Raw genomic sequence first — 19671 nt, forward strand, 5'->3', positions numbered from 1 at the left:
TGACCCATGACCTTTATCGCATCGCTTGGCGGCATCGCCTTCCTGCTGGCAACGGCCGTTCCTCCGGCCCCGGTGCCGCCCGGCAGCCCCGGCCCGGAACATCTGGTTCAGGCCGGCACCAAGGGCCCGGTCGTCGCGGATTTCGGCGTCGTCGAGTATTACCCCAACCTGAAGTCGAAGATCGGCTTCGCCACCAACATCCGGCGGACGGAACTGGCCGATGCCGGACCCTACATCGACGATCTGGGTCCGGGACTGATGTGTTCCAATATCGAGTTCGACCACTGGTACAAGGATCCGGGCACGCCGGTTCCGGCCCTGGCCGAGGACTTCGAGATCGCCGGTGACGCCTCCAGCCGCCCGACCTACCTGCATGACACGCCCGGCGCCTGGCTGACGGGGTATCAGCGCATGGTCGGCGATCTCGATGTCGCCCAGCTCTATCAGCTGACGGGGGCCCCGGCACAGTATCAGGCCCCGTCCGACGGGTTCTTCGAGCCTGGCAAGAAGCGGTCCGACGCGCATCCTGCCCCCGTCGACCCCGAGGCCGCGGCACGGCTGATGGCGGCGTGGACGGCAGAGGCAAAGCATCCCTACCCGGTGCTGTGGTCGCTGTGGAACGAGCCCAGCCATACGTTGCTGGGGGCGCTGGAGCGCAGGGCGTCGAACGACAAAGGCAAGAAGAACGCCAAGGCGCGCAAGGCCGACAACGCCGCGCTGCTCGACGGCAGCTCGATGGGCATTGTCGAGCTTTTCGCGCTTTACAGCGCGGCCATGCGGCCGGTGATGGACCCCCATTCCCGGTTCGGGCTGGCAAGCTTTCTTGCGTCCAATCTGACGCCGGTCCAAATGACCTCGAACCGGAAAGTCTATCTTGACGAGGTGATCGATGCCCTGCGCGCTACGGCACCCGGCGCACCGGTCGATTTTCTCAGCTTCAACAGCTTCAGCGACAGATGGGCGATCATCCTGAGCGGGGTCCGCAACGTCCTGGGCACCAGCACCGATTTCGGACCGGTCATCTTCACGCAATATGCGCCGCGCACCCCGCTGACAGGGCAGAACCTGAACGACGGCGCCCGGACGCGGGAAGAGGACCTCGACTCCACGCCGCTGCAGGTGGCCGTCGACATGATCGGCGATGTCGCGCAGTTCAACCGGGCAACCGACGTGCAGCATGTCTGCATGTCCTACTGGGTCGGAGGGGAATACGGCTTCCTGCAAAGCCGGAACGGCAAGCTCAGGCCGACCGTGCGCTATCACGCGATCCGGATGCTGGCGGATCTGCCGGTCGTCCGCACCCGTCTCGATTTCGCCGGGACCGGCCTGACGGCGCAGGGCGTGCGCGGCCTGGCCGGGCTCAACCAGGCGAAGGCGGCGGTGCTGCTGTGGAACGAGGGCGATGCGGCGGTGTCGGTGCCGCTCGCGCTGGCGGGCCTGCCGGCCGCGCTGCTGGATGGCGGCGCGCAGGCAACCGTCACCACGCTCGACGGGGCCGGAGAGCCGGACCGGACCGGGTTCGACGGCCGCCAGGTCGCCCTTCCCGCCCATGGCATGGTCCTGCTGGAAATCGAGGCGGCGCAGATTCCCGACCCGCTGGCCCGCAGGCATCCCCTCGGCGCCCCGGACGGCGACGGCGGGACGCGCTTCCTGCAGACGCGGTCCTTCACCGACCGGGTCGCGGACAGCTGCACCGGCAAGCTGGCGCTGCCCGGCATCTCGGGGTGCGCGCGCAACAGCGGCACCTACGGGTTCTACGACTCGGTCCGCGGGGTCGCCTACCTGGGCCAGGGCACGGGCCAGACCGACGCCCGGGTGACGGCCACCTATCAGGGCCTGCCGGACCGGCTGTTCGTCAATGCCCGGACCTTCGCCGCCGGAACCGACGTGCCCGGGGCGGCGGTCGGGATCTCGGCCACCTTCGCGGCCTGCGGCATCGGGGTCGAAGCCCCGGCCGAGGGCCTGACCCCCCGGATGCTGGACTTCCGCACGGTCCCCGCCGACTGCCGCGAGGGGGCGGCGACGATGACCATCAGCCTGTCCGGCGTGCCTGCGGGCACCCAGGCCGAGGTCTTCCTGTCTGCCGATGCGGCCGAGGCCGACATGCTGGCCCGGTTCAGCCCCGCAGCCACCCTGCGGGCCGACCCGCCGGATCTGGAGGAAGGTCTGGTCATCCCCCGCAACCGCAGCGCGCCCTAGCCCCGACCCGGTGCGCAAAGGCCCCCGGCAAGGCCCCGCCCGTGCCGGTCTGCACCGCTGCCCTGATTCCGCCGTCGGCCGGATTGCGCTGTTCTCCTGACCGAAATGATCTGCTAAGCATCCGAAAAGTCGGGTTCCGGCGCTTTTTCTGCAACGAACAACAATGACAGAGGGCCTTCATGGCGGGCATGAAATTTCTCATGGTGGGTGCGGGCCTGTCGGGGGCGGTGATCGGCCGCCACCTGGCCGAGGCGGGCCATGAGGTCACCATCGTCGACGCGCGCAACCATGTGGCGGGCAACTGCCACACCGAGCGTTGCCCCGAAACCGGCGTCATGGTGCACATCTATGGCCCGCACATCTTCCATACCGACGATGCCGAGGTCTGGGACTACGTGAACCGCTACGAGACGTTCCTGCCCTACAAGAACCGGGTCAAGACGATCTCGGGGGGCCAAGTCTATGCGCTGCCGGTGAACCTGCACACCATCAACCAGTTCTTCGGCCGCACCATGCGCCCCGACGAGGCCCGCGCCTTCCTGACCGAACAGGCCGACACCTCGATCACCGATCCGCAGACCTTCGAGGAACAGGCGCTGCGCTTTGTCGGCCCGCAGCTCTACGAGGCGTTCTTCAAGGGCTACACGCAGAAGCAGTGGGGCTGCCATCCGTCGGAACTGCCCGCCTCGATCCTGAAGCGGCTGCCGGTGCGCTTCAACTATGACGACAACTATTTCTTCCACAGGTTCCAGGGGATGCCGGAAAACGGCTATACCGCCATGGTGGAGCGCATCCTCGACCATCCCGGCATCACCGTGAAGCTGGAAACCCGCTTCACCCGCGACCAGGCGGGCGATCATGACCATGTGTTCTATGCCGGGCCGCTGGATGGCTGGTATGATTACGACATCGGCCGGCTGGGCTACCGCACGCTGGATTTCGAGCGCTTCACCCATGACGGCGACTATCAGGGCTGTGCCGTGATGAACTACGGCGAGGTGCAGGTGCCCTATACCCGCATCACCGAGCACAAGCATTTCTCGCCCTGGGAAAGCCATGCGGGATCGGTGTGCTACCGCGAATTCTCGCGCGCCTGCGGGCCCGACGACATTCCCTACTATCCGATCCGGCTGGTCGCGGAACAGTCGCTGCTGGCCGAATACGTCGCCCGCGCCGAGGCCGAGCGGAACGTGACATTCATCGGGCGCCTTGGCACCTATCGCTATCTCGACATGGATGTGACGATCCGCGAGGGGCTGGATTGCGCCCGGGGCGCGCTGGAGCAGATTGCCGCGGGCGCAGCCCTGCCCGCCTTCAGCGCGAGGCCGCTATGACGGATGTGGGGCCGGATCTGCTGCCGGACGCGCCCGCAAGGCCCGCGCATCCGGCGCCAGATCCCGACCCTGACGGACTGCGGGCCGATCCCGGTGCCGACCCGGGCCGCATCCTGCGCCAACCCGGTGCGCCGCGGCTGGCGGCGGTGGTGGTCACCCACAACCGGCGGGTGCAGCTGAAACGGACCGTGCGGCGCCTGCTGGACGAACGGCTGGATCATCTGCTGGTGGTCGACAACGCCTCGAACGACGGCAGCACCGACTGGCTGGAAGGCGTCGACGACCCCCGGCTCTGCCTGATCCGTCTGGCGCAGAACTGCGGCGGGGCGGGCGGCTTCGAGCAGGGGCTGCGCGAGGTCATGGCGCGTTTCGATCCCGACTGGTGCGTGGTGATGGATGACGACGCCCGCCCCGAACCGGGCATCATGGCACGGTTCAGCGATCAGGCCGCAGCCCTGACGCAAGCCGGCTGGGAGGCGCTGGCGGCCGGCGTCTTCTATCCCGACGGGGCGATCTGCGAGATGAACCGCCCGTCGCGCAACCCGTTCTGGAACCTGAAAAGCTTCCTGCGCACCCTGATGGGGGGCGGGCGCATGGGGTTCCACATGGCCGACGCCGCCTATGATGCGCAGGCGGTGCAGCGCATCGACGCCACCTCGTTTGTCGGCCTGTTCCTGTCGCGGCAGGCGATCCTGCGGGTGGGCTATCCCGATGGCAACCTGTTCATCTATGGCGATGACGTGCTCTACACCCTCGGGCTCAGCCGGGCGGGCGGGCCGATCGGCTTTGCGCCCTGGCTGCGGTTCGAGCATGACTGCACCACCTTCCGCCGCGGCGGCGGGCAGGTCCACCGGCCGCTGTGGAAGGTCTATTACAACTACCGCAACGGCCTGCTGGGCTATCGCGCGGCGGCCGGGCCGGTGATGTTCTGGCCGGTGCTGCTGATCGTGCTGCCGAAATGGGCGCTCAAGGCGCCGGCCTACGGGCCGGAATGGCGCGGCTACCTGCAGCTTCTGGGGCTGGCGGTGGGCGACGGGCTGCGCAACCGGCGCGACCGCCCGCACCGCGAGATCCGGGTGATCGCGCGCCACATCGGCCGGGTCGCCACCGCGCGGGCGCAGCGGTCTTCCTGACCGGGGGCGCCCTCAGTCGTCCTCGGGGTCCTCGTCGTCGCCCCGCGTTCCCAGGGTCTGCGCCACGATGTCCTCGTGATGGGCGATGGCTTCGTCCACATCGTCATAGACATGCAGCTGCCCCTGATCCAGCACCGCGCCCATGGTGCAGAGCTGGCGGATCTTGCCCATCGAATGGGTGACCACGATGGCGCTGCTTTCGTGCATCCGCTCCAGGAAGACCCGGTTGCTTTTCGTCTTGAACACCGCGTCGCCGACGCTGGTCGCCTCGTCCACCAGATAGGTGTCGAAGCGGATGCCCATCGAGACCCCGAACGACAGCCGCGAGCGCATCCCCGAGGAATAGCTGCGGAAGGGCTGGTGATACTGGCGGCCGAGTTCGGCAAAATCCTCGACGAAATCGCTCAGCGCCTCGGTGTCGACCCCGTAGATGCGCGCGATGAAGCGGGTGTTCTGCGCCCCGGTCAGGTCGCGGTGAAAGCTGCCCCTGAACCCGACCGGCCAGGAAATCGTGCCGTCCGACAGCACCTCGCCGGTGTCGGGTTCCAGGGTGCCCGCGATCATCGACAGGAGCGAGGATTTCCCCGCGCCGTTGATGCCCAGCAGGCCGACCCGCGCCCCGGTGGGGAAGGTGGCGTTGATGCCGGCCGCCACCACCCGGGGTTCGCCCTGCACCCAGAAGGTCTTGCTCAGGTTCTTCAGCCGGATCATCCTGCCCGCCCCGTTTCCGCCCCGTTCAACCGATCAACGCCGGTCGCGCACGGAGTAGTAGATCAGCACGCCCATCGCCCAGATCAGGAAGCCGAACAGCACGCACAGCCCCAGGATCACCCCGCGTTCGGGATAGCGCGGGCTTTCGGCCAGGGTCGGCTTGATGTGGGCGGCCAGATAGCGCGAGGTGCGCTGCGCCCCGGCCAGCGCCGCGTCATAGGTCGAGAGCGCCGACATGTAGGCCTGTTCGGCAAATTCGCGGTCCACGGTCAGCCGCTCGAACTCGGCCACCAGGGTGGCGTAATCCTCGCCCCCCGGCCCCTGCCCGCCCGCCCCGAAGCGCGAGCGTTCGTCGGCGATGCGGGCGCGGATCACCTCGATCCGGCGTTCCAGCTGGCCGATGCGGGGATCGCTTTCGCGGGTGGTGTCGCGCAGCAGGTCAAGGTCGATCAGGGCTGCGGCAAGCTGGGCCTGCAGGGTGTTCAGCAGCCCCATCTGCCCCTGGATGTCGGCTGCGGGATCGACGATCTGCGAGCGCATCCGGAAGGCCGTGACCGCCTCGCGCGCGTTGCGCAGCCTTTCCAGCGCCAGGGCCAGCTCCTCGCGGGCATAGCGCGTGGCATCCTCGCGCGCGATGGCCGAAAGCTCGTTGGTCCGCAGGGTGCTTTCGTCGAAGATCGCCTGCGCGATGTCCTGCGCATCCTGCGGGTCGAAGGCCTTGGCGACGATTTCCATCAGGCCGGTGCCGGGATCATAGGCGATGCGGACCATCCACGACCAGTAGTCCACCAGATCCTCGATCGTGCCGTCGGGGTGGTAGGAAAACACCGGGTCCCGGGCCAGATGGCGGGAATATCGGCCCGCCAGATCCAGCCTGGCATCGAGCCGCGTGACCAGTTCCTGGCTCTGGATGAATTCGTAAAGCACGTCGGTGTCGGCTGAAGAGGCCCCCGACAGCTGGCTCAGCTGCCCCAGCAGATCCGAGGTCGGGCGGCTTTCCTCGGAGCGGACCGAGAAGCCCACGGTCGAGGCATACTGGTCCACCGCGAAGATCCACAGATACCCCGCCACCAGGATGGCGGGCAGGACCACGATGCCCAGAAAGCTTGCCAGGATCATCCAGTGGCGGCGCCGGGCGCGGGCGGCCGGGGCGACCGGGCGGATGATGATCGGCGTCAGGTCGGGATCGCCCTTGCCCTTGCCCGCCACGCGTCCGCCCTTGCGGCCGAGGGGCCGGTTCATCGGGCCGCCGGTCTGCGGCGACTGGAACAGGCCGCCCCGTCCGGGGCCGCTGCGGCTTTCGTCATCCTGGTCATCCTCCTGATCGGCCCGCCGCCCGCTTTCGAGCCGCCCGCCGTCCTGCCGCCCGCCGTCCTGCCGGACCCGGCGTTCGGCCTGGCGCGAGGCGCGCAGGGCGGATTTCGCCGCCTCGCCGCCGCCGGTGTCTTCGGCACCCGCATCTTCGGCACCCGCGCCGCGCCGCGTGTCCTCGCCATCTTCGCCCGCGAAGGCGCCACCCGCGATGTCCCCGGGCCCGCCCCGTTCCGGCCCGCCCCGTTCTGGCCCGACCTGTTCCGGCCCCATCTGGCCCGGACTTCCCCCCGCCCCGAGGATCCCCGCGGCAGATCCCCCGAGGGGGGCCCTGGCCAGGGGCGGTGCGTCGGCGGCACGGGGTTTCATCAGGTTGATCAGGGATTTCGGTTTCATGTTCCGGACAACGGCTCTGGACGACGGAGGGAAATGGGGAAAGGGGCGGAATGCGTGGGCAGGTCTTTCGCGACGCGGCACAGCCTGATAGAAGCTCTCCGACTGATGGAAGGTCTCCGGCAGCGCCGCCTTCGGGCCTGGCCTCTCTCTACAGAAGGCGATGGGGTAAATCCAGTGCCGCAGGCCATCTGCGGACAACCGGGCGCGGATCGATGCGGGCATCACGATGACAACGAGCGAACATGAGCCGCCAAAGCGCCGGCGGGACAGCAACGCGCTGACCGCCCGCCGTTTCAGGACGCCGCGCACGATCGTGGCGCTGATGCTGCGCGAGATGTCGACCACCTACGGGCGGTCCCCCGGCGGCTATCTCTGGACGATCCTCGAACCCGTGGGCGGAATCGCGCTGTTCACCCTGGTCATGACCCTGGGGCTGCGCATCAGGACGCCGATGCTCGGGATCAACTTTCCGCTGTTCTATGCCACGGGCATCCTGACGCTGATGCTGTACCAGCGCGGCTCGGGTGTGGTGGCCTCGGCGATCACGTTTTCCAGCGCGCTGCTTTCCTACCCTGGCGTGACCTATCTCGACGCGATCCTGGCGCGGTTCTTCGTGAACCTGCTGACCTATCTGGTGATCAGCTACCTGGTGTTCGGGGGCATCCTGCTGCTGTTCGAGACGCGGGCCATACTGGACGTGCCGTCGATCATGCTTGCCCTGGGCCTGGCCGCGCTGCTGGGGCTGGGGGTGGGAAGCCTGAATGCCTATCTCTTTCCCACCTTCCCGCTGTGGGACACGGTCTGGGGCATCCTGACCTTTCCGCTGTTCCTGCTGTCGACGGTGATCTTCACCTATGAATCGCTGCCGCCCGACGGGCAGGCGATCCTGTGGTACAACCCGCTGGTGCACATCATCGGGATCATGCGCCGGGGTTTCTACCCGACCTATGACGCCGTCTGGGCCAGCCCGATGTATGTCGTGGGCTTTTCGCTGGTCTTCCTGGTCGCGGGGCTGTTCCTGCTGCGCCGCTATCACCGCGACATCATGAACCGCTAGGCCACCCCCCGCCCTGGCCCCCGCGCCGCAACCGCCGGGCCGCACTCCCGGGGCGCTTTCGGGCTGGACAGCGCGTCCCGCAATACGCTTAGAGTCCGGGACACGCCATGCAGGGGCGGCCACAGGGGAAATCCCGCGCAGGATCGAACGCCAAGAATGACACGACTGACCTGTATTACAACGACATACAACGACGGCCCGGCCTTGCTGACCAGCGTGCGCTCGGTCCTGGCGCAAGGCTTCCGGGATTTCGAATACATCATCGTCGATGACGGATCGGCCGACGACACCCCCGCCCTGCTGGCCACCCTCGACGATCCGCGCATCCGCGTCATCCGCCAGGCCAATGACGGACTGTCGGGGGCGCGCAACAAGGCGCTGGAACAGGCGCGCGGCGATTACGTCTGCTTTCTGGATGCCGACGACAGCCGCCCGAACTGGGCCTTCGCCGCGATGGCCGCGGTGATCGACCGCGACGCGCCAGACCTGATCCTGTGCCGGGGCATCCTGTCGGATGTCCGGGGCGATCTGGGGCCGTTCTACGACAGCGCCCGCTTCGCGCAGGTGGCGGCGCTCTGCCCTGCGGGCCTTGCCACCCGCGACAGCCCCGGGGCCGCCGCGATCTGGCCGCTGGCCCAGCGGATGGAGCCGCAATCGGCCAACAAGGCGGTGCGCCGCGATCTGCTGACCAGAACCGGCATCGGCTTTCCCGACACGCATTTCTTCGAGGACATCTACTTTCACACCAGCGTCCTTGCCGCCGCCGAACGGGTGTCGTTCCTGCACACCCCCTGCTTCACCTATTTCCGCCGCTATCTGCGGCCGCAGATCACCTCGACCGCGGGCGATCTGCGCTTCGACATCATCGCCGTGACCAGGCTGACGCTGGAAGGCTTTGCCCGCCGGCCGCAGTTCCACGACCCCGCGTACCGGGCGGCGGTGCTGGCCTCCTGTCTCAAGATCATGGAATGGTGCGGCGCCTCGATCGGACACGCGCATCGCGGGGCCTTCCGGCAGACGGCGCGGGCGATGCTGCGGATGATCGACCCTTTGTATCTGCATCTGCCGCCGCCGGGCACGGACGACGATCTGGCCCCCCTGCACCGCTATCTGGAGGGGCTGACCCATGCCGACTGACAGCCTGCCGCCAACCCTGACCCCGCCCGTCCCGACCCCGCCCGCGCTGGCCCTGCCCGAAGACCCGGCCCCCCCGGCAGACCTGACCCCGCTGGCCGATCCGGCCCCGGCCGGGGAGGCGCCGGATTTCGTGCCGCTGCCCGAAACCGTGGCGGTGGCGGCCTTCGGGCAAAGCCTGACGCTGGCCGCGCCGCAGGATGCCTTTCTGCGCGACGACACGCTGTGGCGGCTGCGCGAGATCTACGAACCGGCGCTGGCAACCCAGACCCTCGCGGCCGAAGGCGTGGCCCTCGACATCGGCGCGGGGTTCGGCGGCTTCGCGCTGCCCTTCGCCTGCGCCTTCCCCGGCTGGACCGTGTGGTGCTTCGAGCCCGAACCCGTGGCCTTCGCCCGGCTGAAGATCAACATCGACACGCTGGGGCTGCGGAACGTGCTGGCGCTGAACGTCGCCGTCGGGGGCGCGCAGGGCGCGGCCCCGGTGCCGGATGCGCTGGCGGCGGTGCAGGAGGCCCTGGGTGCTGTGGCGCAGACCCCGCAGGCCCCCGGGGCCATGGCGGCGCTGCTGGCGCTGTGTCCGGCGCAGGATTACCGCCGCCATCTTGACCTGCGCGGGGTGATCGAGCGGGGCGCGCCTGCGTCCGGCCTGTTCGAGCCCTGCCGCTTTCCCACCCTGCCCGCCGCGGCCCTTGCGGGGCTGGCGCCGCGCCTGCTGAAGCTGACCGCCCCCCATGCCGAGACCGCCATCCTGGAGGATCTGGCGCAGGCCCCGCTCGACCATGTGCTGGGCGAGCTGTGGACGCAGGTGCCCTCGCGTCTGGTGCATGGCACGACCCGTGGCCTGCGCCAGACCTGGCTGCCGGTGGCGGGCGTGCCGCTGTTGAAACTGCGGCGCAGTGCCGACCTGACCGGGCACCGCCCGGGGCTGGATGTGGTGGTGGCGATGTACAACGCGCGCGACTGGATCGTGGACTGTGTCGAGGGCATCCTGGCCGGACCGTCCGACGAGGTGCGTGTGCTGGTGGTCGATGACGGCTCGACCGATGGCGGCGGCGATCTGGTGGCGGCGGGCTATGACGGGCACCCCCGCGTCGCGCTGCACCGCAAGGCCAACGGCGGCTGCGCCTCGGCGCGCAACTACGGGCGGCTGATGTCGGATGCGGGCCACATCGCCTTTGTCGATGCCGATGACGTGCCGGGGCCGGGGCTCTATTCCGGCCTGCTGGACCTCGCGCGCTACACCGGGGCGGAGGTGGTGCAGGGCGGGTTCGAGACGCTGCATGACGACACCGGCGGCCTGCGGCATGACCCCTCCTACGAGGCGCAAGACCCCGAGTTTCTGGCCGCCCGGCGCCACGCCTTCGGCGGCGGCACCTGCTGCACCCTGCCCGCCGCCCTGCTGAGCATCGGTCAGCCGACGATCTGGCGCCGGGTCTACCGGCGCGACTATCTCGACAACCGCAAGATCTGGTTTCCCGAACACATCCGCGCCTTCGACGACCAGATCTTCCAGCTGCTGACGCTGCAACCCCTGCGCCATGTGCCGATGCTGGACCATGTGCATTACGGCTATCGCCAGCACCCGGGGCAGGACATCAAGCAGGGCGACGAGCGCAGCTTCTATTCGCTGGAAATGTATCGCCTGATGTTGAAGCGCGCGCTGTCCGAGGGCTGGAACGACACGGGCCCGCTGCTGCGGTCCTATGTCAACACGGTGAACTGGTGCTGGTCGGGCCTGCGCCCCGACCTGCGGCCGGTCTTCGTCAAGGCCGCGGCGGAACTGTGGGTCTGGATGCAGAAGGCGCTGGGGCCCGCGGCGTTCCGCGACCTGCCCGACAGCGAGATCCACCTGCCCGATTTCGGCCATTACACCGGGCGCCTTCACCGCCTGCTGCACGACATCGGCCCCTCGCATGGCTGGGCCTATCTCGACGCGATCGACATGCATGTGCCGATGCTGCGGGCCGCCCGCAAATGACCGCCGCCACGGGCCCGGCGACACCGGGGGGAAAGGGGGCACGATGAAGAAGCGGCTTTTCCTGCACATCGGCGCGCACAAGACCGCCACCACCTTCCTGCAAAGCAGCCTGGCGCGCAACGCGGCGGCGCTGGATGATCTGGGCATCCTCTATCCCCAGTCGGGACGGATCTATCAGGCGCATTTCCGGCTGAGCTGGGATCTGCGCAACCCCGGCCTGAAGGACCGCCCGCTGGAGGCGCTGGAACACTGGGCCGCGCTGTTCGCGGAAATCGACGCCGCCCCGCAGCCGGTGGTGGTGCTGAGCTGCGAGGAATTCGGGCTGGGCCTCGACCCCGCGCGGCTGGCGGTGCTGGCGACGCGCTACGAGGTCGCCGTGATCTTCTACCTGCGCAGCCCCGACAGCTATCTGGAAAGCTTCTACAACCAGTTCGTCAAGGATTTCGAGAACCGCGAGGCCCGCACGCTGGAACAGTACATGGCCGAGGAAACCCTGTTCTTCCTCGACACCATGAAGCTGCTGCGCCCGTGGAGCGAACTGTTCGGGGTGGGCGCCGTGCGCCTGCGGCTGTTCGGCGCGGCCCACCTGCCCGACGGCATCCTTGCCGATTTCCTGCGCACCCTCGGCTGCACCCGGCTGCCCGACTTCGCCCCGCCGGACCTGTCGATCCTGCACAAGGTGTCGCTGCCGCCCGACGCGCTGGATTACCTGCGGCTGTCCAACCCCTGGCTGACGCGGTCCGAGGGGCATCACGCCTTCGTGGTGCGGCTGGTGCAGATGGCGCAGGAAAATGCCGCCAGCCTGCAGCAGACCCGGGCGGGCCTTCTGTCGCTCAAGGCGCGCCAGACCCTGCGCCTTCGGTTCCGCGACACCAACTATCAGGCGGCCCGCACCTTTCTGGGCGCCGACCGCACGCCCTTCCCGCCGATGGAGGCACCCGCCCTGCCCGATTACGAGAGCCGCCTGCCCGAAGCGACCCCCGCGATCATGGGCCGGGTCGCCGCCCTGATCCGCAACATGGCCGAGGGTTGAAAGGGGCGGCTCAGGCCCCCGCCCCGGCCAGCCGGACCAGATAGGCGCCGTAGTCGTTCTTGCGGTAGTCTCCGGCGAGGGCCAGCAGCTGGTCGCGGCTGATCCAGCCCTTGCCGAAGGCGATTTCCTCGGGGCAGCCCGATTGCAGGCCCTGTCGGTCCTCCAGTGTGCGCACGAAATTGCCGGCGTCGAGCAGGCTGCCATGGGTGCCGGTGTCAAGCCAGGCATAGCCGCGCCCCATCTGCTGCACCGTCAGCAGGCCCGCCGCCAGATACATTTCCAAGAGGGTGGTGATCTCCAGCTCGCCCCGGGCCGAGGGGCGCACCTCGCGGGCCCGCGCCGGGGCGGTGCCGTCCAGGAAGTAAAGCCCGGTCACCGCGAAGTTCGACGGCGGCACCGCCGGTTTCTCGACGATCGCGACGGCGCGGCCATCGGGGCCAAAGGCCACCACGCCGTAGCGTTCGGGGTCGGCCACCCGGTAGCCGAACACCGTGCCGCCCGCCGTCTGGGCATCGGCGGCGTGCAGCAGTTCGGGCAGGCCGTGGCCGTAGAAGATGTTGTCGCCCAGCACCATCGCCGAGGGCGCGCCGCCCAGGAAATCCTCGGCCAGCAGATAGGCCTGCGCCAGACCGTCGGGCGAGGGCTGGGCGATGTAGGTGAACGCAAGCCCCCAGGCCGAGCCGTCGCCAAGCGCGCGGCGGAACTGGTCCTGATCCTGCGGGGTGGTGATGATGGCGATCTCGCGGATGCCCGCCAGCATCAGCACCGACAGCGGGTAATAGATCATCGGCTTGTCATAGATCGGCAGCAGCTGTTTCGAGACCGCCACGGTGATCGGGTAAAGCCGGGTGCCGGTCCCGCCGGCCAGGATGATGCCCTTGCGCGCTTTCATGCAATGTCTCCGATCTGGTCGAGCACCGCCCGCAGGCCCGCGCGCCAGTCGGGGCGGGCGATGCCATAAGCGGCGGCAAGCCCGGAACAGTCCAGCCGGGAATTGGCGGGGCGGCGGGCGGGGGTGGGGTAGGCGGCGGTGGCGATGTCGGTGACGGTGGTGGCCATGCCCGCCTGCGCGAAGATCTCGCGCGCGAAACCGGCCCAGGACACGTCGGGCGCGCCCGCGAAGTGATGGGTGCCCGGCCGGCCCTGCCCGGCATGGAAGGCGCGCGCCATCGTCAGCAGGGCGGCGGCCAGATCGGCGGCAGGCGTCGGCCCGCCGGTCTGGTCGGCCACCACGCCCAGCACGGGCCGCGCCGCGCCAAGCCGCAGCATGGTCCTGACGAAATTCGTGCCATGCGCCGAAAACACCCAGGAGGTGCGCAGGATGGCATGTGCCCCCCCGCCGCCCGCACCCCCGTCTCGCCCGCCAGTTTCGAGCGGCCGTAGGCGCCCAGCGGCGCGGGCGCGTCATCGGGCTGCCAAGGCCGGGTGCCGCTGCCGTCGAACACGTAATCGGTCGAGATGTGCAGGAAGGGCAGGCCCCGCGCCGCCGCCGCCCGCGCCATCGCGGCGGGGCTGGCGCCGTTGACCCGCATCGCCAGCGCCTCGTCGGTTTCGGCACGGTCCACCGCCGTGTAAGCGGCGGCGTTGATCACCACATCGGCCGCGGCCAGCCGGACCGCGGCGGCGCAGGCCCCGGGGTCGGCCAGATCGGCGTCGGCGCGGCCGAGGAAGGTCGCCCCCGGCCCCAGACGGCGCAGCTCGCAAGCCACCTGCCCGGTCTGGCCGAACACCAGCAGCCTCATGTCCCGCCCCCCAGCCGCCGGCCCACACCCTGACGGGCCTGCAACGGCTGCCACCACGCCGCGTTGTCGAGATACCATTGCACCGTGCGCTCCAGCCCCTGCTCCAGCGTGACCGAGGGGCGCCAGCCCAGTTCGGTGCGGATGCGGGTCGGGTCGATGGCATAGCGCGCGTCATGGCCGGGGCGGTCGGCCACGAAGGTGATCAGCCGGGCATGGGGCGCGTGATCCGGGCGCTTGCCGTCCAGGATGGCGCAGATCAGCCGCACGAGGTCGATGTTGCGCATCTCGTTTTCGCCGCCGATGTTGTAGGTCCGACCGACTTGGCCGCGGGCCAGCACGGTCAGCAGCGCGTCGGCGTGATCCTCGACATACAGCCAGTCACGCACGTTGGCGCCGGTGCCATAGACCGGGATCGGCTGCCCGGCCAGCGCCTTGAGGATCACCACCGGAATCAGCTTTTCGGGGAAGTGGTAGGGGCCGTAGTTGTTGGAACAGTTGGTCACCAGCACCGGCAGGCCGTAGGTCTCCGCCCAGGCCCGCACCAGATGGTCGGATGCCGCCTTTGACGCCGAATAGGGGCTGTTCGGCGCATAGGGCGTGGTTTCGCTGAAGGCCCCGACGGGCCCCAGCGAGCCATAGACCTCGTCGGTCGAGATGTGGTGAAAGCGGAAGGTGCCGGGCCGCCCCTGCCCTTCCCAGTAGCCTCGCGCCGCCTGCAGCAGCGTGTAGGTGCCGGTGATGTTGGTGTCGATGAAGGCCCCCGGCCCGTCGATCGAGCGGTCGACATGGCTTTCGGCGGCCAGATGCATCACCGCATCGGGGGCGTGGGCGGCGAAGATGCGCGCCATGGCGGCGGCATCGCGGATGTCGGCGCGCTCGAAGGCATAGGCCGGGTTTTCGGCCACCGGGGCCACGTTGGCCAGACAGGCGGCATAGGTCAGGCAATCGACATTGACGACGCGGTGGCCCGCCGCCACCGCCTGGCGCACCACCGCCGAGCCGATGAACCCCGCGCCGCCGGTGACCAGGATCTTCATCGCTCAGGCTCCGCAGACGAAGGGCGAGGCGAAAGCGGCAAAGCCCTGCGCCGCCCGGTCCTTGGCCGACAGGATCGCGGCATCGGCACGGATGCCCCAGTCGATGCCGAGATCGGGGTCGTCGAACCGCACCGCCCCGTCGCAACCGGGGGCATAGACGTCGGAACACTTGTAAAGCAGCTCGGTATCGGGCGCCCGGGTGACGAAGCCGTGCAGGAACCCCTTGGGGATCAGCAGTTGCCGCCCGTTTTCCGCCGAAAGCTCGACCCCCACCCAGCGCCCGTATGTGGGCGAGCCGCGCCGCACGTCGACCGCCACATCCAGCACCGCCCCGGCCCCGACCCGCACCAGCTTGTCCTGGGCATGGGGCGGCGACTGGTAGTGCAGCCCGCGCACCACGCCCGCCGCGCGGCTGAGCGAATGGTTGTCCTGCACGAAATCGATGTCGATGCCATGGGCCTGCAGGGTCGCGCGGCTCCAGACCTCGCTGAAAAAACCGCGGTCGTCGCCAAAGCGCCGCGGCTGCAGGATCAGCACGCCCGGCAAGGCCGTCTGTTCGATGTGCAAGCAAACCTCCGGGTGCGGCGGAACTCCTGCCTGATGGGGTAGCGGAAGCGCCGCGCCCTGTCATGCGCGATCTGCCCCCCCGCCCTGCGGCCCCCTGCCAACCCCTTGACAAGACGCCCGCCGACTCGCCTTCTGCAGGCCATAGTCACCATCGGGATATTTTTCATGCGCATTGCAATGATCGGAACCGGCTATGTCGGACTCGTGTCGGGGGTATGCTTTTCCGATTTCGGGCATGACGTGATCTGCGTCGACAAGGACGCGCGCAAGATCGAGATGCTGAACCGCGGCGAGGTGCCGATCTACGAGCCGGGGCTTGACGTGCTGATGGCGCGCAACACCGCCGCGGGGCGGCTGTCGTTCACGCTGGATCTGGAACAGGCGGTGACCGGGGCCGATGCGGTGTTCATCGCGGTGGGCACGCCGACGCGGCGCGGCGACGGCCATGCCGACCTGACCTACGTGATGGCCGCCGCCGCCGAGATCGCGCGCGCCGCCAAGAACTATGTGGTGATCGTCACCAAGTCCACCGTGCCGGTCGGAACCAACCGCAAGGTCAAGGAGGTGGTGGCCGCCGCCAACCCGGGGCTGGATTTCGACGTGGCCTCGAACCCCGAATTCCTGCGCGAGGGGGCGGCGATCGACGATTTCATGCGCCCCGACCGCGTCGTGCTGGGCATCGAGACCGACCGCGCCGAAAAGGTGATGCGCGACATCTACCGCCCGCTGTCGCTGCGCGACTTTCCGGTCGTCGCCACCGATCTGGAAAGCGCCGAGATGATCAAGTATGCGGCCAACGCCTTCCTTGCCACCAAGATCACCTTCATCAACGAGATCGCGGCGCTGTGCGAAAAGGTCGGTGCCGACGTGAAGCAGGTCAGCCGCGGCATGGGGCTTGACGGGCGCATCGGCAACAAGTTCCTCCACGCGGGGCCGGGCTATGGCGGCAGCTGTTTCCCCAAGGACACCCGGGCGCTGGCCCGGATCGGGCAGGAACATGCGGTGCCGATGCAGATCACCGAGGCGGTGATCAAGGTCAATGACGAGGTCAAGCGCCGGATGATCGACAAGATCACCGACATCTGCGGCGGCAGCGTCAACGGGCGCACCATCGCGGTGCTGGGGGTGACCTTCAAGCCCAACACCGACGACATGCGCGACGCGCCCTCGCTGACCATCGTGCCGGCCCTGGTGGGGGGCGGGGCGCGGGTGCAGGCCACCGACCCGCAGGGCCAGCACGAGGGCGCCGCCCTGCTGCCCGGCGTGACCTGGGCGGCGGATGCCTATGCGGCGGCCGAGGGTGCCGACCTGGTGGTGATCCTGACCGAATGGAACGAGTTCCGCGCGCTGGACCTGCCGCGTCTGGCGCAAGCGATGCGGACCCCGCGCATGGCCGACCTGCGCAACATCTATTCACGCCAGGCGGTGCTGGACGCAGGATTTGGGGATTACGTCTCGGTCGGCCGCTGAGCGCGGGGGCCGCACGGCGATTCGCCCCGCCGATTCGCCCCGCAGGCCCGCAGGGGGCCGCGGCCCCGCCGCGCCTGTCCGGCCCGCCCGACCCGGGGCCGGACGGGCCGGTTTCCGGCCGGTTTCCGCCCGGCCACCGCCGATTGCGTCGCCCGTCCACCACAGGCCCGCGGAAAACCCTCGGCAGGCCGGGTGACCGTTGACCTGTCCCCGCAGATCAGTATCTTGCCCTTGGTGCGGGGCTCAGCCGGATTTCTGCACGTCAAATATGTTTGGAAAGACCCATGGGCCTGCCCGCCTTCCGGATTTTCGTGTCGCTTTGCGGCATGGTGTTGCTGACTGCCTGCGACCTTCCGCGCGGCGGTGCCGTCCAGCGCGAGATCCTGAAGGATGGCGAGGGCGAGGTCCGCGATCTGATGGTCGTCTCGGTCACGCGCGAGAACATCGACAAGGTGTCGCGCTGGCCCTCCAGCGGGGCCGTGCCGGGCCACAACTGGATCGCCCGGTCGCGCGGGCCCTCGACCCAGTCGATCGCGCCGGGCGACCGGGTCGACCTGCGGATCTGGGACAATGACGAAAACTCGCTGCTGACCGCCGACCAGCAGAAGGTGGTCGAGATCGCGGGGATCGCGGTCTCGCCTGCGGGCACCATCTTCGTGCCCTATATCGACGAGGTGCTGGTGCGCGGCCAGACCCCCGACCAGGCGCGCAGCGCGATCCAGGCCCAGCTTGGCGCTATCCTGGCCTCGCCGCAGGTCCAGCTTTCGGTGACGCCGGGGCGGCAGAACTCGGTCGATCTGGTGGGCGGCGTCGGCAAGGCCGGCACCTACCCGCTGCCCGACCGCGACTTCAGCCTGCTGAGCCTGATCAGCCAGGGCGGCGGCGTCACCGCCGGGCTGCGCAACCCGCAGATCCGGCTGGTGCGGGGCAATGCCACGCATGGCATCTCGATGACGCGGCTGTTCGCAAATCCGCAGATGGACACCACGCTGCGCGGCGGCGACAAGGTGATCGTCGAGGAGGACAAGCGCTATTTCATCGCGCTTGGCGCCACCGGGCAGCAGAACCTGGTCTATTTCCCGCAGGACAGCGTGTCGGCGCTGGATGCGGTGTCGCTGATCGGCGGCGTCGAGGAGGCGCGGGCCAACCCGAAGGGCGTGCTGATCCTGCGCGAATACCCCGCCAGCGCGGTGCGCCAGGACGGCAGCGGCCCCGACCGGGCCCGCGCGGTCTTCACGCTGGACCTGACGACGGCCGACGGTCTGTTCAGCGCGCGCAACTTCAACATCCAGCCCGAGGATCTGGTGCTGGCGACCGAATCGCCGCTCAATTCGGTGCGCACGGTGATGGGTCTGATCGGCCAGACCCTCGGCCTGACCAACCGGTTCTGACCTGACGGGCGCCGCCTAAGGGCCGCGCTTCTTCAGCCAGCCCAGGAACGCCGCATCGGGCGAGCGCAGCCGGGGGCGGCCGCTGCGCGCCCAGATGTCGCCCCATTCGGCGACCAGCGCATGAACGTCCCAGCCCGGCGCCAGGTCGCGCGCCTGCTCCAGCGTGGCGGGGCGCAGGTGCGGCCCCTCGCCGGGGGCCAGCACCAGATCGCGCCGGGTGACGCAGAGGATGTCGCCCGGCTCTTCCGCCAGGGTGTAGTCGGGCAGGTGATTGGCCGCGATCATGTCGCGCAGCATCTTGCGGAACACCCGCAGCGGGCTGGCCGAGCCGGATTTCTTGGCCAGCACCGCCACCGAGACCCGCCATTCCGGCTGCCGCCCGCAATGCTTGCGCGACAGTTCGTAGACCCGCCGTTCCAGCGGCTTGCGCAGGCGGAAATAGTCGCGGCTGAGCGTGAGCACCGATTTCGCCAGCACCGCCCGGAACAGCCAGTCCGACAGGGTGACCATCACCTGCACCATGCGCCCGCCCCGGCTGCGGCGCACGATCTGCCAGCTGTCGATCAGGCCGAAGCCGCTGGTGGTCTCGACCGCGCCGGTGACGATGTTGGTGGTGATGCGGGTGCCCGCCAGCCGCTCGAACGCGTCGCAGAGCCGGGCATAGCCGTCGCCCGAGGTTTCGCGGTTGGTCGCCACCAGCAGGTCATGCGCCGTCAGGTGCAGCGTGCGGCTGATGGCGCGGCCCGCGTTCAGCGCCGCCATGAGCTGGCTGATGCAGTAGATCAGGATGTCCTTGTCAAACAGCGTCGCCAGACCGCGCACCGAGGGCGTGACGGTGATCGCCACGCCGTTGTGGGCATAGGCCAGCACCCGCAGGTCGGGCCGCGTCGCCAGCGAGAACAGCGGGTGTTCCATCGAGGCGAGGTCGTCCTTGGGCAGCGCCCCCAGGATGTCGCAGACGAAGAAATCGGCCGCGGGGTGCCGCCGCGGCAAGAGCCCCCCCGCCGCGGCGACGCCCGGTCCGTGTGCGTGCCCGGGGGCCGCCTCCGGCCCCGGTGATCCTTGTCGTGCCATCTGCCCGCCGTCTTGCCTGCCGGATCTTTGCGGCGACTGCCGCTGCCCGTTTCTGCCTCTGCCTGCCCCCGCGGTGCCCACCGTCCCGGCGATGCGGGGGCGGC

15 protein-coding genes and 1 pseudogene are annotated in these 19671 nt (G+C 69.1%); 9 read left to right on the plus strand and 7 right to left on the minus strand.

Going from position 1 to position 19671, the window contains the following annotated elements; translation table 11 throughout:
• Positions 1-6 precede the first annotated feature (6 nt).
• The 3 genes from RNZ50_00425 (at position 7) to RNZ50_00435 (ending at position 4666) form a co-directional block, all read left to right on the plus strand.
• The gene (locus RNZ50_00425) at positions 7-2199 is read left to right on the plus strand and encodes a hypothetical protein (GenBank protein ID MDT8853519.1); all 2193 of its coding nucleotides are present in this window, start codon (positions 7-9) and stop codon (positions 2197-2199) included.
• A 188-nt stretch (positions 2200-2387) separates the two neighbouring features.
• Positions 2388-3533: a UDP-galactopyranose mutase gene (locus tag RNZ50_00430; GenBank protein MDT8853520.1), complete on the plus strand. Its 1146-nt coding sequence runs from the start codon at positions 2388-2390 to the stop codon at positions 3531-3533.
• Positions 3530-4666 (plus strand): glycosyltransferase, encoded by a 1137-nt coding sequence (locus RNZ50_00435; protein ID MDT8853521.1) that lies wholly within the window; start codon positions 3530-3532, stop codon positions 4664-4666. Before RNZ50_00430 ends, RNZ50_00435 begins: the two co-directional genes overlap by 4 nt.
• 12 nt (positions 4667-4678) lie before the next feature.
• On the opposite strand, the gene RNZ50_00440 is transcribed toward RNZ50_00435, so the two are convergent.
• Both RNZ50_00440 and RNZ50_00445 read right to left on the minus strand, forming a co-directional pair.
• Positions 4679-5377, minus strand: coding sequence for an ABC transporter ATP-binding protein (locus RNZ50_00440; protein MDT8853522.1), 699 nt, complete (start codon positions 5375-5377; stop codon positions 4679-4681).
• Between the two features lie 33 nt (positions 5378-5410).
• Positions 5411-6961, minus strand: coding sequence for a sugar transporter (locus RNZ50_00445; protein ID MDT8853523.1), 1551 nt, complete (start codon positions 6959-6961; stop codon positions 5411-5413).
• 349 nt (positions 6962-7310) lie between these two features.
• On the opposite strand from RNZ50_00445, the gene RNZ50_00450 reads away from it, so the two are divergent.
• The 4 genes from RNZ50_00450 (at position 7311) to RNZ50_00465 (ending at position 12286) form a co-directional block, all read left to right on the plus strand.
• Positions 7311-8141, plus strand: coding sequence for an ABC transporter permease (locus RNZ50_00450; protein ID MDT8853524.1), 831 nt, complete (start codon positions 7311-7313; stop codon positions 8139-8141).
• Between the two features lie 156 nt (positions 8142-8297).
• Positions 8298-9278: a glycosyltransferase family 2 protein gene (locus tag RNZ50_00455; GenBank protein ID MDT8853525.1), complete on the plus strand. Its 981-nt coding sequence runs from the start codon at positions 8298-8300 to the stop codon at positions 9276-9278.
• On the plus strand, positions 9268-11253 hold the full coding sequence (locus RNZ50_00460; GenBank protein ID MDT8853526.1) for an FkbM family methyltransferase: 1986 nt from the start codon (positions 9268-9270) through the stop codon (positions 11251-11253). Before RNZ50_00455 ends, RNZ50_00460 begins: the two co-directional genes overlap by 11 nt.
• A gap of 43 nt (positions 11254-11296) precedes the next feature.
• On the plus strand, positions 11297-12286 hold the full coding sequence (locus tag RNZ50_00465; protein ID MDT8853527.1) for a hypothetical protein: 990 nt from the start codon (positions 11297-11299) through the stop codon (positions 12284-12286).
• Between the two features lie 10 nt (positions 12287-12296).
• Here the strand turns inward: RNZ50_00465 and rfbA are convergent, their stop codons facing one another.
• The 4 genes and pseudogenes from rfbA to rfbC form a co-directional block, all read right to left on the minus strand.
• Positions 12297-13178: a glucose-1-phosphate thymidylyltransferase RfbA gene (gene rfbA / locus RNZ50_00470; protein MDT8853528.1), complete on the minus strand. Its 882-nt coding sequence runs from the start codon at positions 13176-13178 to the stop codon at positions 12297-12299.
• Positions 13175-14028 (minus strand): annotated as a pseudogene (gene rfbD / locus RNZ50_00475) (dTDP-4-dehydrorhamnose reductase). The gene rfbA and the pseudogene rfbD overlap by 4 nt, the downstream one beginning before the upstream one ends.
• Entirely contained in the window at positions 14025-15065 is a 1041-nt protein-coding gene (rfbB, locus tag RNZ50_00480) for a dTDP-glucose 4,6-dehydratase (GenBank protein MDT8853529.1), read from the minus strand. The pseudogene rfbD and the gene rfbB overlap by 4 nt, the downstream one beginning before the upstream one ends.
• 3 nt (positions 15066-15068) lie before the next feature.
• On the minus strand, positions 15069-15632 hold the full coding sequence (gene rfbC / locus RNZ50_00485; GenBank protein MDT8853530.1) for a dTDP-4-dehydrorhamnose 3,5-epimerase: 564 nt from the start codon (positions 15630-15632) through the stop codon (positions 15069-15071).
• Positions 15633-15797: 165 nt separating this feature from the next.
• Here rfbC and RNZ50_00490 point away from each other — a divergent pair, with 165 nt between their 5' ends.
• Positions 15798-17102: a UDP-glucose/GDP-mannose dehydrogenase family protein gene (locus RNZ50_00490; protein MDT8853531.1), complete on the plus strand. Its 1305-nt coding sequence runs from the start codon at positions 15798-15800 to the stop codon at positions 17100-17102.
• A gap of 284 nt (positions 17103-17386) precedes the next feature.
• The gene (locus RNZ50_00495) at positions 17387-18493 is read left to right on the plus strand and encodes a polysaccharide biosynthesis/export family protein (GenBank protein ID MDT8853532.1); all 1107 of its coding nucleotides are present in this window, start codon (positions 17387-17389) and stop codon (positions 18491-18493) included.
• A 15-nt stretch (positions 18494-18508) separates the two neighbouring features.
• On the opposite strand, the gene RNZ50_00500 is transcribed toward RNZ50_00495, so the two are convergent.
• Entirely contained in the window at positions 18509-19486 is a 978-nt protein-coding gene (locus RNZ50_00500) for a replication initiator protein A (GenBank protein ID MDT8853533.1), read from the minus strand.
• Between the last annotated feature and the right edge of the window lie 185 nt (positions 19487-19671).

The organism is Paracoccaceae bacterium Fryx2, assembly GCA_032334235.1.
Classification (GTDB): Bacteria; Pseudomonadota; Alphaproteobacteria; order Rhodobacterales; family Rhodobacteraceae; genus JAVSGI01.

Bases quoted from the DNA above. Each gene is read 5' to 3' on its own strand.
- RNZ50_00490 (MDT8853531.1), top strand. From the start codon at position 15,798: ATGCGCATTGCAATGATCGGAACCGGCTATGTCGGACTCGTGTCGGGG.
- RNZ50_00450 (MDT8853524.1), top strand. From the start codon at position 7,311: ATGACAACGAGCGAACATGAGCCGCCAAAGCGCCGGCGGGACAGCAAC.
- RNZ50_00445 (MDT8853523.1), bottom strand. From the start codon at position 6,961: ATGGGGCCGGAACAGGTCGGGCCAGAACGGGGCGGGCCGGAACGGGGC.
- RNZ50_00440 (MDT8853522.1), bottom strand. From the start codon at position 5,377: ATGATCCGGCTGAAGAACCTGAGCAAGACCTTCTGGGTGCAGGGCGAA.
- rfbB (MDT8853529.1), bottom strand. From the start codon at position 15,065: ATGAAGATCCTGGTCACCGGCGGCGCGGGGTTCATCGGCTCGGCGGTG.
- RNZ50_00430 (MDT8853520.1), top strand. From the start codon at position 2,388: ATGAAATTTCTCATGGTGGGTGCGGGCCTGTCGGGGGCGGTGATCGGC.
- RNZ50_00455 (MDT8853525.1), top strand. From the start codon at position 8,298: ATGACACGACTGACCTGTATTACAACGACATACAACGACGGCCCGGCC.
- RNZ50_00495 (MDT8853532.1), top strand. From the start codon at position 17,387: ATGGGCCTGCCCGCCTTCCGGATTTTCGTGTCGCTTTGCGGCATGGTG.
- RNZ50_00425 (MDT8853519.1), top strand. From the start codon at position 7: ATGACCTTTATCGCATCGCTTGGCGGCATCGCCTTCCTGCTGGCAACG.
- RNZ50_00435 (MDT8853521.1), top strand. From the start codon at position 3,530: ATGACGGATGTGGGGCCGGATCTGCTGCCGGACGCGCCCGCAAGGCCC.
- RNZ50_00460 (MDT8853526.1), top strand. From the start codon at position 9,268: ATGCCGACTGACAGCCTGCCGCCAACCCTGACCCCGCCCGTCCCGACC.
- rfbA (MDT8853528.1), bottom strand. From the start codon at position 13,178: ATGAAAGCGCGCAAGGGCATCATCCTGGCCGGCGGGACCGGCACCCGG.
- RNZ50_00465 (MDT8853527.1), top strand. From the start codon at position 11,297: ATGAAGAAGCGGCTTTTCCTGCACATCGGCGCGCACAAGACCGCCACC.